Here is a 13,768-nt window from a genome sequence, read left to right as displayed (position 1 = left end):
ACCGTGAGCATGGATATTACCGCGTTTTATCAGACTTTCTTTGATGAAGCAGATGAACTGTTGGCAGATATGGAACAGCACTTGTTATTGCTGGACCCACTGGCACCAGATAAAGAACAACTCAATGCCATTTTCCGTGCTGCTCATTCGATCAAAGGCGGTGCAGCGACGTTTGGCTTTACGGTATTACAAGAGACAACCCATCTGTTGGAAAACCTGTTGGATGGTGCTCGTCGCGATGAAATGCGGTTGAGCACTGATATCATCAACCTGTTTTTGGAAACGAAAGATATTATGCAGGAACAGTTGGACGCCTATAAAACCTCTCAGGAACCTAATGCGGAAAGCTTTGAGTATATCTGCCACGCATTGCGCCAACTGGCATTAGAGGCTTTAGAACAACAAAGCACAGGAACCAACACATCAGTAGCACAAGGGAATGGCGTTGTGATGACTGACACCAAAGTGGGTGGTAAGTCACCGGCATTGGTTCAGGGGGGAATGCGCATTCGCTTGTCTGGCCTGAAAGAGCAAGAAATCCCACTGATGTTGGAAGAGCTAGGCAATCTGGGTGAAGTGAAAGATCCGCATCAAAGTGCTGATAGCCTGGAAGCCACCCTGATTACGTCTGTCAGTGAAGATGATATCAGCGCCGTGCTCTGTTTTGTGTTGGAACCGGAACAGATCAGTTTTATACCCGCTGAATTGCAACCAGAAGCTACAGCTGAAATGGCTGTAGTGGCGCCGGTTATCGCAGAATTACCGCCAACGGCGGTGGCCCCAGTGGCTGAAACCAACAGTTCCCCTAAAACGGGTGTTATTGCCGCACCGACCAGCCCGGAACATGTAAAACCAAAAGCGAAAGCCAGTGAGTCAACCAGTATTCGCGTCGCGGTTGAGAAAGTTGACCAGTTGATTAATCTGGTGGGCGAGTTGGTGATTACTCAATCAATGTTGGCACAGCGCTCCAGCACGCTGGATCCCGTCATCAACGGTGATTTGCTCAATAGTATGGGGCAGTTGGAACGCAATGCGCGTGACTTGCAAGAGTCGGTGATGTCGATCCGTATGATGCCGATGGAGTATGTGTTCAGCCGCTTCCCTCGTTTGGTGCGCGATTTAGCCAGTAAGCTCAATAAGCAAGTCGAACTGACGCTGCTTGGCAGTTCTACCGAACTGGATAAAAGCCTGATTGAACGCATTATCGATCCCCTGACCCATCTGGTTCGTAACAGTTTGGACCACGGTATTGAAGATGCTGAAACCCGTATTGCTGCCGGTAAACCGCCGGTGGGGAATCTGACGCTGTCCGCAGAGCATCAGGGCGGTAATATCTGTATTGAAGTCTTGGATGATGGCGCAGGGTTAAACCGGCAGAAGATTCTGGCAAAAGCGCAGTCTCAAGGAATGGCCATTAATGAGCATATGAGTGATGAAGATGTTGGGATGCTGATTTTTGCTCCCGGATTCTCCACCGCAGAGCAAGTCACTGATGTTTCTGGCCGCGGTGTCGGTATGGACGTGGTTAAGCGAAATATTCAGGAGATGGGCGGCCATGTGCAAGTCAGTTTCCAGGCCGGTCTTGGTACTTCAATCCGTATTCTATTGCCATTGACGCTAGCTATTCTTGATGGAATGTCAGTAAAAGTCAGTGATGAAGTCTTCATCTTGCCATTGAATGCGGTAATGGAATCACTGCAACCTTTGGCTGAAGATTTACACCCGCTAGCCGGCGGTGAACGGGTATTACAAGTGCGCGGCGAGTATTTACCTTTGGTTGAATTGTACCGGGTATTTGATGTTGAAAACGCCAAAACTGAAGCCACTCAGGGCATCGTTGTGATTCTGCAAAGTGCCGGGCGTCGTTATGCACTCTTGGTAGATCAGTTGATTGGTCAGCATCAGGTGGTGGTGAAAAACCTCGAGAGTAACTATCGCAAGGTGCCAGGTATTTCAGCCGCAACCATATTGGGTGATGGCAGCGTGGCATTAATTGTTGATGTGTCGGCTTTGCAGGCATTAAACCGGGAAAAGCGTGTAACGGCTGATGATGTGGTCGCAGCCTAACAGGTCGACCAATTGAAGCCTGTATGGAACCCGTATGAAAACAGGTATAGGGCACGGAGTGTTCCGGTCCTGAAAACAAACATAAATTCAACCTATTGATTGAAGGGTAAAAACATGGCAGGACTAGCAACCGTCACGAAGCTGGCTGGCGAAACGGTAGGACAAGAGTTCCTGATTTTTACGCTGGGCGATGAAGAGTACGGGATTGATATTCTGAAAGTACAAGAGATCCGTGGCTACGATCAGGTGACCCGTATCGCTAACACCCCGACGTTCATTAAAGGTGTCACTAACTTACGCGGCGTCATTGTCCCTATTATTGATTTACGGGTTAAGTTTGCACAAAAAGGCGTGAGCTATAACGAAAATACCGTAGTGATCGTACTGAATTTTGATCAGCGCGTGGTGGGTATTGTCGTTGATGGTGTGTCTGATGTGCTGTCATTAACCAATGAGCAAATACGTCCTGCTCCAGAATTTGCCGTCACTCTGGCAACTGAGTATCTAACAGGTTTAGGTTCACTCGGGGAAAGAATGCTGATTTTGGTGGATATCGAAAAGCTGTTGAGCAGTGAAGAGATGTCGTTGATTGACTCCGTCATTAAAGGGTAAGTTTCGGTTAATTTGCCTATCGGGTTTCGGTTGATATTCGTTCAGTGATCAGGTGATCTCCTGTCTCATGTCAACCGAACCAATCACCACGTCGGTCTCCATCGAAACCGTGGTCCGTTTTTGTCCGGCCAAAACCTGATGAGGCCGGTTTTCACCTCGATAATAACAAACTGCTAACACTCATCCTCATCTCGTTAAAATAATGTCTCTCTCCGGTAAAGTTCCCCCTCCCAGTGCCGATAACACAGTTAATTAGACGTCCTATGTTTTGGCGTACCTGTGTTTTGACGTACTTATGAAGGGATAACATGTTTAAGCGTATGAAAGTGGTCACCAGCCTCCTGTTGGTGTTAGTGCTATTTGGTGCCTTACAGTTCGTTTCCGGCGGGCTTTTCTTCAATTCCCTGAAAAATGACAAAGAGAACTTTGCGGTTTTACAGGTTATTCGTCAGCAACAGTCGGTGTTGAATGAAAGTTGGGTAAATCTGCTGCAAACCCGTAATACGCTGAACCGCGCAGGCATCCGCTACATGATGGATGTGAATCACACCGGTAGTGGCCCTACGGTGAATGACCTGTTGGCATCAGCCAAAGGGACATTGGGTGTGGCGGCGGAGCGTTTTAAAAGCTACGAACAGATCCCGTTGGATAGCCAGCAAGATGCCGAATCAGCTAAAAAATTAAAACAGACTTATGACCAATACTTTGGTGCGTTGACCGAACTGATCCAATTGATGGAAGCTGGCAAGATCAATGAGTTCTTCGACCAACCCACCTCTAGCTTCCAAAATGCTTTTGAACAGGATTACAACACTTACCTGACACAAAATGATCGCTTGTATGCCTCTGCAGTGGAAGACAGCAACCAGTCATTTAGCTTCGCGATGGGGGTGATTGTTACCGTACTGATTGTGGTATTCGCGGTAATTATTGTTGTTTGGCTTGGCATGCAACACATCTTGATTAATCCGCTTAAACACTTGATAGAACATATTAAACATATCGCTAACGGTGACTTAACGCAGACTATCGAAGTGCATAGCCGCAACGAAATGGGCACATTGGCAGCCAGCCTGAAACACATGCAATCTGAATTGATTACCACCGTCAGTGACGTGCGTTTAGGTGCCGATGCTATCTATAGCGGTGCCTCAGAAATTTCCGCCGGCAACAACGATCTGTCAGCGCGTACAGAACAACAAGCCGCCTCACTGGAAGAAACCGCCGCCAGTATGGAGCAGTTAACCGCCACAGTGAAACAGAATGCTGAGAATGCCCGTCAAGCTAGCCAACTGGCCTTAAGTGCATCGGAAACGGCACAAAAAGGTGGCAAAGTGGTGGCGAATGTGGTGCAAACCATGCATGAGATTGCCGGTAGTTCACAGAAAATTGCAGATATTACCAGTGTCATCGATGGTATCGCTTTCCAGACCAATATCCTGGCGCTGAACGCCGCCGTTGAAGCTGCCCGAGCCGGTGAGCAGGGTCGTGGTTTTGCCGTTGTTGCCGGTGAAGTACGTAACCTGGCACAACGTAGTGCGCAAGCTGCAAAAGAGATTAAAGGCCTTATTGAAGACTCGGTTAGCCGTGTCGATATGGGGTCAGTACTGGTTGAAAGTGCGGGTGAAACCATGGGAGATATCGTTAATGCGGTAACCCGCGTCACCGACATCATGGGTGAAATCGCTTCTGCTTCCGATGAGCAAAGTCGCGGTATCGATCAGGTGGGTCAGGCGGTCACTGAAATGGACCGGGTAACCCAGCAAAACGCCTCTTTGGTGGAAGAGTCAGCCTCTGCCGCCGCCGCACTGGAAGAACAAGCCAGTATGTTAACCCAATCCATGTCTGTATTCATTCTGCGTATGGATAACGGTAGTACTACAAGAGATGTTAGAAAAATAAAGCAGCCGACACAGGATTTGAGCATCACAGCTAAAAAAACACTGGGAAGTGGCCTGCAAGACAATTGGGAAACTTTCTAGTCCCCTACAACCCTTCATACTTGAAATTGCAGGGGTGTTAACTGCGCTCACGAACCCGAATCACTTGACTGCGTAAGCTCATCGGGATTCGTTTGCTGGCTGCCTACCTGCAACTCCAATTATTTTGGGTGGACAAAAATAGATAAAGCCGACCAATGAGCCGGCTGAGAAGAGGTTACGATGTTTGGCCGAATTCGGATTTCTACCAGCTTTTTCCTGTTACTGATATTAATTTGCTCGATACAGTTAATTTCAAGTGGTCTGTCATTTACTGCTTTTCGCTCAGACTACCAAAATTTGAACCGGGTGGATCTCAGTAGCCAGCAACGGGATGCATTAAGCCTCAGTTGGGTATCCTTGCTTCAGGCGCGTAATACCTTAAACCGGGCGGGGACGCGCTCGGCTCTCAAAGTACCTCAGGAGCAAGTCAACGCATTAATGGGCAGTGCGCGCAGCTCATTACAGAAAGCGGACCTCTACTTCAATCAGTTTATTGCGGTGCCACGCCTTGATGAGAGTGATAACGGTGGCGAATTGTTGGATGCCACTAAAAACAGTTATCAGAACTTACGGACGTCGTTACGACAACTAATCGATTTTCTGGAAGCCGGTAATTTACAAGGCTTTATGGACCAACCCACCCAGAAAACACAAGATTTGTTCGAAGCCGATTTTTTACAGTATTTGCAGTATGCCAATGAAGTGATTGCTGAGGCCGGTACCCAAAACCAGCAGGCGTACCATCTCTCCATGTGGATATTTGGTGCGGCGATTGTAATGGTAATAGCCATGGCGATTTCGTCGCTTGTTTGGCTGCGCACTATGTTTGTCAGGCCGCTGAAAATTATGCGCGCGCATTTTGACCGCATCGCACGGGGGGATTTATCGGCGCAGATTCATGTCTCCGGGCGTAATGAAATCAGCGAGATGTTTGCCAGTTTACGCATCATGCAGCAGTCGCTTATCACCACCGTTAGTCATGTCCGGGATGGCACTGAAGCAATGCTAACGGGGATTCAGGAAATTTCTGCTGGTAACAATGATTTGTCGGCAAGAACCGAACAGCAAGCGGCGTCACTGGAACAAACTGCGGCCAGCATGGAGCAACTGACCGCGACGGTCAAACAGAATGCGGATAATGCTCGTCAGGCAACATTGCTGGCGAAAGACGCATCAGCAACCGCTGCCAAAGGGGGTGAGTTGACGGGCAGTGTGGTGACAACCATGCATGATATCGCCACCAGTTCACAGAAGATTGGTGCCATTACCAGTGTTATTGACGGTATTGCCTTCCAGACCAATATTCTGGCGTTAAATGCTGCTGTTGAGGCTGCTCGCGCCGGTGAGCAGGGGCGCGGTTTTGCTGTCGTCGCCGGTGAAGTTCGTAATCTGGCCCAGCGCAGTGCACAAGCAGCAAAAGAGATTAAAGGGTTGATCGATGAATCGGTCAGCCGTGTTCGCCAGGGCTCCACTCTGGTTGAAAATGCGGGTACTACCATGGAAGAGATTGTTCGCTCAGTGACTCGGGTTACCGACATTATGGGTGAAATCGCTTCCGCCTCGGATGAGCAAAGCCGAGGTATAGAGCAGGTTTCACTGGCAGTAACACAGATGGATCAGGTCACTCAGCAAAACGCCGCATTAGTGGAAGAGGCTGCGGCTGCGGCTAACGCACTCGAAGAGCAGGCAAGTATGCTCTCCGATGCAGTGTCTGTTTTTCGTTTGGAGCAGGATAGCGACAGCGGGGAGGGGCAGGCAGCAGACGGCAGTGGTAAACAACCGGCTGTTAAGGAAATTCCAGATTGTCAAACGGCGTAACGAAGACTTTGTTGTGGGGTGAGGCCGGATGAAACCATCATCGATGAAACAGCCATCACCCCAAGAGTCTGGGTCGATCCTGACTCAGATGATTCAACGGCTCCCGTTGCCGGATGTTCACTTCCGGCGCATCTGCCAACTTATTTATCAACGAGCCGGGATAGTACTGGCCGATCACAAACGGGAAATGGTCTATAACCGCCTGGTCAGGCGGCTGAGATTGCTGGGGATTAACGATTTTGGTCAATACCTTGCTTTGCTGGAGACCGACCCGAACAGTGCAGAGTGGCAGGCATTTGTTAATGCCTTGACCACTAATTTGACGGCATTTTTCCGTGAGGCACACCATTTTCCGATTCTGGCTGAACATGCCCGCCAGCGGCCGGGAAGCTATTCGGTGTGGAGTACGGCGGCATCGACCGGTGAAGAGCCGTACTCTATCGCGATGACACTGTGTGATGTGTTGGGAAATAGAGCGGGTTCGTGTCAGGTGTTAGCCAGCGATATCGATACGCAAGTACTGGAAAAAGCGACCAGTGGTGTATACCGGCAAGATGAATTGCGTTCATTGTCGGCACAACAGATGCAACGCTATTTCTTGCGTGGCACCGGCCCACATCAAGGCATGGTGCGAGTGCGCCCGGAATTGGCCAATATGATCCATTTCCAGCAACTCAATCTGTTGGCACCAGAGTGGGCGTTACCCGGGCAGTTTGATGCTATTTTTTGTCGTAATGTGATGATTTATTTTGATAAAGAAACGCAGGAGCGCATTCTGCGTCGCTTTGTCCCTTTGCTAAAACCAGGTGGTCTGATGTTTGCAGGCCACTCGGAGAATTTCAGTCAAATTAGTCGGGAATTCTATTTGCGCGGGCAGACCGTTTATGGGCTGACCAAGGAGAGGTGATGAGTAAAATCAGAGTATTGTGCGTTGATGATTCTGCATTGATGCGCCAACTAATGACCGAGATTATTAATAGTCACCCGGACATGGAAATGGTTGCAACGGCTCCCGATCCGTTGGTTGCCCGTGATTTGATCAAAAAATTCAATCCGCAGGTTTTGACGCTCGATGTCGAAATGCCGCGGATGGATGGTTTGGATTTTCTTGAAAAGCTGATGCGGTTGCGGCCGATGCCGGTGGTGATGGTCTCATCATTAACCGGTAAGAACTCCGAGATAACTATGCGTGCGTTGGAGTTGGGAGCGATTGATTTTGTTACCAAACCTCAGCTTGGGATCAGAGAGGGAATGCTGGCTTACAGTGAGTTGATTGCGGAGAAAATCCGTACGGCTGCTAAAGCTCGCCTGCCGCAGCGCGGCCCAGAGAACGCGCCGGTTATGCTGACGCATACACCACTGCTCAGTAGTGAAAAGTTAATTGCAATTGGTGCCTCTACCGGGGGGACAGAAGCTATCCGTATGGTATTACAGCCGTTGCCACCGACCAGCCCGGCACTGTTAATTACTCAGCATATGCCGCCGGGTTTTACCCGTTCATTTGCTGAGCGACTCAATAAGCTGTGTCAAATCACTGTGAAAGAAGCAGAAGACGGTGAACGGGTCTTACCGGGGCATGCCTATATTGCGCCCGGCGATCGGCATATGGAACTGGCGCGTAGTGGGGCGAACTATCAGGTTCGCATTCATGACGGGCCGGCGGTTAACCGCCATCGTCCCTCGGTTGATGTCCTATTTCGCTCAGTGGCGCAGTATGCCGGGCGTAACGCCGTGGGGGTTATCCTGACGGGGATGGGCAATGATGGTGCGGCCGGGTTGTTGGAGATGTATCGCGCCGGTGCTTATACCATCGCGCAAAACGAGGCCAGTTGTGTGGTTTTCGGCATGCCGCGTGAAGCGATTGGTATGGGGGGCGTTAATGAAGTTCTGGATTTGAACCAGATAAGCCAGCGTATGTTGGCGCAGATTAGCAGTGGTCAAGCCCTGCGAATCTAGTAGACATTTTCCGGTGGAAATCGGGCGTTGATAGTTAATCGCTCAGCGGTGAGCAACAAACCTTAGGAGTTGGTATGGCGGATAAGAATCTCAGATTTTTGGTGGTAGACGATTTTTCGACCATGCGTCGTATTGTCAGAAACCTGCTGAAAGAGCTGGGTTTTAACAATGTGGAAGAGGCCGAAGATGGCGTCGACGCATTGAATAAATTACGTGCGGGTGGTTTTGATTTTGTGGTTTCTGATTGGAATATGCCGAATATGGATGGCCTGGACCTGTTGAAAACTATCCGTGCCGATGGTGCTCTTAGTACTTTGCCGGTTCTGATGGTAACCGCCGAAGCGAAAAAAGAGAATATCATCGCAGCAGCGCAAGCAGGTGCCAGTGGTTATGTAGTGAAACCTTTCACTGCCGCTACCTTGGAAGAGAAGCTCAATAAGATTTTTGAAAAGTTGGGTATGTAAGGAGGCGAGATGAGTAACCATCAAATGCCCGCAACAGATGCGGCATCGGCCAGTGATATAATAAGCCGCATTGGCCAATTGACGCGGATGTTACGCGATAGCCTGCGCGAATTAGGTCTTGATCAGGCGATTGCACAGGCTGCGGAAGCCATTCCAGATGCGCGTGATCGACTGGATTATGTCGTTCATATGACGGCTCAGGCCGCAGAAAGAGCACTGAACTGTGTTGAGGCAGCACAGCCGCGCCAAAATGAGCTGGAGTCATCGGCAAAGGCGCTTAAAGTTCGTTGGGACGAATGGTTTGCTAATCCTGTCGAGCTGTCAGATGCCCGCTCTCTGGTCGCTGATACCCGTGAATATCTGGAAGTCGTGCCGCAACATACCTCATTTACCAATGCACAATTGTTGGAAATCATGATGGCGCAAGATTTCCAGGACCTTACCGGTCAGGTTATCAAACGCATGATGGATGTGGTGCAAGAGATTGAGAAGCAGCTATTAATGGTACTGATGGAAAATATCCCAGATATGCCATCTAAACCGCAAAAACCTGCTGACAGTCTACTCAATGGGCCACAACTGGATAAGAATGGTGCTGGTGTTATTGCCAACCAGGATCAAGTTGATGATCTGCTGGACAGTTTAGGCTTCTAAGCCGACTGATGACCATAATCGGCAGGTGAGGGGATATCTCATCTGCCATTATTTCTCTCTGTATTGATCTGCGCGATAACTTCATTTAAGGCTGCTTGTTGTTTAGCCAACCAGCCCCCTAACAGACGACTGAGCCTGACATGATGTCCTCATCCGAGAAATAACCCCCTAATAGCTGCTTTGTTCCATCCATAACCTTGCTGAATATTTGTCATGCTAGACAGCAATTTTTTATTTCCTAATTATCTGATATGGGAACGCTTACGCTGAACAGGAAAACCTGCTGTGGCTGAAGATAGCGACGCGGAAAAGAGCGAGGAACCCACAGCCCACAAGCTGGAGAAGGCTCGCGAAAAAGGCCAAATACCGCGTTCGCGCGAACTGACCTCGATGCTGATGCTCGGGGCCGGTTTGGCGATCCTGTGGGTATCTGGGGAATCGATGGCTCGCCAACTGGCGGCGATGATTGCCCAAGGGCTGCATTTTGACCATGGCATTATCAGCGATGATAAGCAGATGTTGCGCCAAATAGGGATGCTGCTGAGTCAAACGATGATGGCATTACTGCCAATCTTTGCCGGATTGGTGATCGTGGCGCTAGCAGTACCGATGCTGTTAGGTGGGGTGCTGTTCAGCGGAGAATCCATCAAGTTCGATTTTCAGCGGATGAGTCTGATTGCGGGCTTAAAGCGTATGTTTTCTTCTCAGGCTCTGGCCGAATTGCTGAAAGCCATCCTCAAGGCCACGCTGGTCGGTTGGGTCACGGGAATATTCCTCTGGCACAACTGGTCAGATATGATGCGGTTGATGGCAGCCCCGCCAGTGGCGGCTTTAAGTGATGCTGTCCACTTGATTATTTTCTGCGGACTGGTGGTGGTATTAGGCCTGACCCCGATGGTCGGATTCGACGTGTTCTTCCAAATAACCAGCCACATTAAAAAATTACGTATGACCAAACAAGAGATACGTGATGAATTCAAAGATCAAGAAGGTGACCCACATGTGAAAGGGCGCATTCGTCAGCAGCAACGGGCTATGGCTCGCCGCCGAATGATGGCTGATGTCCCTAAAGCTGATGTAATAGTGACCAACCCAACCCACTATGCTGTTGCCTTGCAATACAACGAAGCAAAAATGAGTGCACCCAAGGTGCTGGCGAAAGGTGCTGGCGCAGTGGCACTGCGTATCCGCGAGTTAGGTGCAGAGCATCGTATTCCGTTATTAGAAGCGCCACCGCTGGCCAGGGCACTGTTTCGGCACAGCGAGGTAGGCCAACATATTCCAGCCACCCTTTATGCCGCGGTGGCAGAAGTTCTTGCCTGGGTATACCAGTTGAAGCGTTGGAAACGGGAAGGCGGGCTAATCCCGAAAAAACCTGAACATCTGCCAGTGCCGGAAGCACTGGATTTTGCAACAGAGAGTGAGACTGACTAATGGCTAACTTGGCCGCCCTGCTACGTTTACCGGGCAATTTTAAAGATACGCAGTGGCAAATCCTTGCCGGGCCAATTCTTATCCTGATGATCTTGTCGATGATGGTGCTGCCGCTGCCGCCCTTCATCCTTGATTTGCTGTTTACCTTTAATATCGCGCTGTCCATTATGGTGCTGTTGGTTGCCATGTTTACCCAACGCACGCTGGATTTTGCCGCCTTCCCAACCATTCTGCTGTTCTCAACGCTGTTGCGTTTATCGCTAAACGTCGCCTCCACCCGTATCATTCTGATGGATGGGCATACCGGTGCGGCGGCTGCGGGCCGAGTGGTGGAAGCGTTTGGTCACTTTCTGGTTGGTGGCAACTTTGCCATCGGCATCGTGGTCTTTATTATTTTGGTCATAATCAACTTTATGGTTATCACCAAAGGGGCGGGGCGTATTGCAGAAGTGGGGGCGCGCTTTGTTCTGGATGGTATGCCCGGTAAGCAGATGGCGATCGATGCCGACTTAAATGCCGGCTTGATTGGTGAAGACGAAGCCAAAAAACGCCGTTCCGATGTTACGCAAGAAGCTGACTTCTACGGCTCAATGGACGGGGCCAGTAAGTTTGTTCGTGGCGATGCGGTTGCCGGGTTACTGATCATGGTGATTAACGTGGTCGGTGGCTTACTGGTAGGGGTGCTTCAGCACGACATGGCGGTGGGCCATGCAGCAGAAACCTATACCTTGTTGACGATTGGTGACGGCCTGGTAGCACAAATCCCGGCATTGGTTATCTCGACGGCGGCGGGTGTTATCGTGACCCGCGTCAGTACCGACCAGGATGTTGGCCAGCAAATGGTCACCCAGCTATTTAATAACCCACGCGTGATGGTGCTGAGTGCCAGTGTCCTCGGGTTACTGGGGATGGTGCCTGGCATGCCTAACTTTGTCTTCCTGCTATTCACCAGCGCACTGTTGGCATTAGCCTGGCGTTTACGTGGCAAACAAATGCAGCAACCCATGGTGGCAGAATCACCGGTGGTGCAAGACCAGCAACAAGCCACTGAAGCGACCTGGTCAGATGTTCAACTGGAAGATCCGCTGGGTATGGAGGTGGGGTATCGCCTGATTCCGATGGTGGATTTCCAGCAAAATGGTGAGCTGTTGGGGCGGATTCGCAGTATTCGTAAAAAGTTTGCTCAAGAGATGGGATACCTGCCACCGGTGGTGCATATCAGAGATAATCTGGAACTGCCACCAGCAAACTATCGGATATTAATGAAAGGGGTCGAGATTGGCAGTGGCGAAGCTCATCCCGGCCGTTGGTTAGCCATTAACCCCGGCAATGCGGTCGGTTCGTTACCCGGTGAGGCCACCCATGATCCCGCCTTCGGATTGGCGGCGGTTTGGATTGAAAGTGCATTACGTGAGCAGGCGCAGATTCAAGGTTTTACCGTGGTTGAGGCCAGTACCGTTGTGGCGACCCATCTAAACCATCTGATTAGCCAATTTGCCAGCGAACTGTTTGGCCGCCAGGAAACCCAGCAATTGCTGGACAGAGTTGCGCAAGAGATGCCGAAGCTGACGGAAGACTTCATTCCCGGCGTCGTCACCTTAACCACGCTGCATAAAGTACTGCAAAATCTGCTAATGGAGCGGGTATCCATTCGCGATATGCGCACCATTATCGAGACACTGGCTGAACATGCGCCAAACCAGACCGACCCTTACGAATTAACGGCGGTAGTTCGAGTGGCGTTAGGGCGCTCCATTGCGCAACAATGGTTCCCGGGAACCGGCGAGATTCAGGTCATCGGGCTGGATGCGGCATTAGAGCGTTTGTTACTACAGGCGCTGCAAGGTGGGGGTGGTCTGGAGCCAGGTCTGGCTGACCGTTTGTTGGATCAATCTAAACAAGCGCTGCAACGTCAGGAGATGTTGGGTGCACCGCCGGTGTTACTGGTTAACCATGCACTACGGGCACTTTTAGCCCGTTTCTTGCGCCGCAGTTTGCCGCAGATGGTGGTGCTGTCTAATCTGGAAATTGGCGATAATCGCCAGATCCGGATGACATCAACGATAGGAGCTGCTTGATGCTAACTCGTCTCTCCCTAATGTTGGCTACACTACTTCCGGTATGTGTATTGCCGTTGAAGGCTGTCGCTTCAGGCACTTGGGTGGCGGACGATATTGGGGTTACGCAGGGTTTGCGCGGGGTAGCTACCTCGTCGGCGGTACTGCAACCACCGGTAGCGCTGGCGCAGGAAAATGCGCGCATCGTGTCGGTTGGTTGGCGCTACCAATTAATGTCGACAGCGCCAGAGGGTTTACAGGTTAAATTATGCACCCCGACCCGTTGTATGCCACTTGAGGGTGGCAGCGGACAGAGCCGGGGACTGGCGGGAGAGGCGGCAGCAACTCAACTGAGGTTTGTTTACTTTATTGCCGGTAAAGGCCGGGTTAACCCGCCGTTGCAAGTGATCAGCAATCAGGTGTTGGTCAATTATCGCTAAAACCAGACGAAGGGGTAATAGCAAGTCGTACAGAAATAGACCGGATGTTCGAGCTGATTGTTGGTCTCAACGGCCTGCACTGCCTGACTCATTGACAGTGCTGCCGCACCGCAAAAAAAACACCCCAGTAGCAGACTTACATACCTTTTTTTCATATTTCCTCCTTGACACTAAGCACATTTGCTCAGTTTCAGCAGACTAAAACATCGGAGAAAAACAGGAAAACTCATTTTTTAAGTAGGTAGAAAGCATTGAGGGCACGAGCCAATCAACGCGGAGGAACG

Annotated in this window: 12 protein-coding genes; 11 read left to right on the top strand and 1 reads right to left on the bottom strand. The window is 50.3% G+C overall.

Features of this window, described 5'->3' with window-relative positions; translation table 11 throughout:
• Positions 1-9 precede the first annotated feature (9 nt).
• The 11 genes from cheA to V2A85_RS02170 all read left to right on the top strand — a co-directional run bounded on the left by cheA (position 10) and on the right by V2A85_RS02170 (position 13,484).
• A complete protein-coding gene (cheA, locus tag V2A85_RS02220; protein WP_372559878.1) occupies positions 10-2,067 on the top strand; it encodes a chemotaxis protein CheA in 2,058 nt (685 codons plus the stop codon).
• A gap of 114 nt (positions 2,068-2,181) precedes the next feature.
• On the top strand, positions 2,182-2,679 hold the full coding sequence (gene cheW / locus V2A85_RS02215) for a chemotaxis protein CheW (protein WP_083159171.1): 498 nt from the start codon (positions 2,182-2,184) through the stop codon (positions 2,677-2,679).
• Positions 2,680-2,987: 308 nt separating this feature from the next.
• Positions 2,988-4,661, top strand: a complete 1,674-nt coding sequence (locus tag V2A85_RS02210; RefSeq protein ID WP_372558660.1) for a methyl-accepting chemotaxis protein — start codon at positions 2,988-2,990, stop codon at positions 4,659-4,661.
• A 180-nt stretch (positions 4,662-4,841) separates the two neighbouring features.
• On the top strand, positions 4,842-6,479 hold the full coding sequence (locus V2A85_RS02205; protein WP_372558661.1) for a methyl-accepting chemotaxis protein: 1,638 nt from the start codon (positions 4,842-4,844) through the stop codon (positions 6,477-6,479).
• Between the two features lie 28 nt (positions 6,480-6,507).
• Entirely contained in the window at positions 6,508-7,386 is an 879-nt protein-coding gene (cheR, locus tag V2A85_RS02200) for a protein-glutamate O-methyltransferase CheR (protein ID WP_372558662.1), read from the top strand.
• Entirely contained in the window at positions 7,386-8,435 is a 1,050-nt protein-coding gene (locus tag V2A85_RS02195; protein WP_083159168.1) for a protein-glutamate methylesterase/protein-glutamine glutaminase, read from the top strand. The genes cheR and V2A85_RS02195 overlap by 1 nt, the downstream gene beginning before the upstream one ends.
• Before the next feature lie 74 nt (positions 8,436-8,509).
• On the top strand, positions 8,510-8,899 hold the full coding sequence (gene cheY, locus V2A85_RS02190) for a chemotaxis response regulator CheY (RefSeq protein ID WP_372558663.1): 390 nt from the start codon (positions 8,510-8,512) through the stop codon (positions 8,897-8,899).
• A 9-nt stretch (positions 8,900-8,908) separates the two neighbouring features.
• Complete coding sequence (gene cheZ, locus V2A85_RS02185; RefSeq protein WP_372558664.1) at positions 8,909-9,553, top strand: protein phosphatase CheZ; 645 nt, start codon at positions 8,909-8,911, stop codon at positions 9,551-9,553.
• 285 nt (positions 9,554-9,838) lie between these two features.
• Positions 9,839-10,987, top strand: coding sequence for a flagellar biosynthesis protein FlhB (gene flhB, locus V2A85_RS02180; RefSeq protein ID WP_420070832.1), 1,149 nt, complete (start codon positions 9,839-9,841; stop codon positions 10,985-10,987).
• Complete coding sequence (gene flhA, locus V2A85_RS02175) at positions 10,987-13,065, top strand: flagellar biosynthesis protein FlhA (protein WP_372558667.1); 2,079 nt, start codon at positions 10,987-10,989, stop codon at positions 13,063-13,065. Before flhB ends, flhA begins: the two co-directional genes overlap by 1 nt.
• Positions 13,065-13,484, top strand: a complete 420-nt coding sequence (locus V2A85_RS02170) for a flagellar protein FlhE (protein WP_420070831.1) — start codon at positions 13,065-13,067, stop codon at positions 13,482-13,484. The genes flhA and V2A85_RS02170 overlap by 1 nt, the downstream gene beginning before the upstream one ends.
• Here V2A85_RS02170 and V2A85_RS02165 read toward each other — a convergent pair.
• Positions 13,481-13,639 carry a hypothetical protein gene (locus tag V2A85_RS02165; RefSeq protein ID WP_420070830.1) on the bottom strand — a complete coding sequence of 53 codons (159 nt, stop codon included), beginning with the start codon at positions 13,637-13,639 and terminating at the stop codon, positions 13,481-13,483. The genes V2A85_RS02170 and V2A85_RS02165 overlap by 4 nt on opposite strands.
• Positions 13,640-13,768 lie beyond the last annotated feature (129 nt).

Origin of the sequence: Yersinia sp. 1252 StPb PI, from assembly GCF_048593885.1 — a bacterium.
In the GTDB taxonomy this organism is placed as follows: Bacteria; Pseudomonadota; Gammaproteobacteria; order Enterobacterales; family Enterobacteriaceae; genus Yersinia; species Yersinia enterocolitica_E.
The sequence above is the reverse complement of the archived record's forward strand: the minus strand, read 5'-3'. Positions and strand labels throughout refer to the sequence as shown.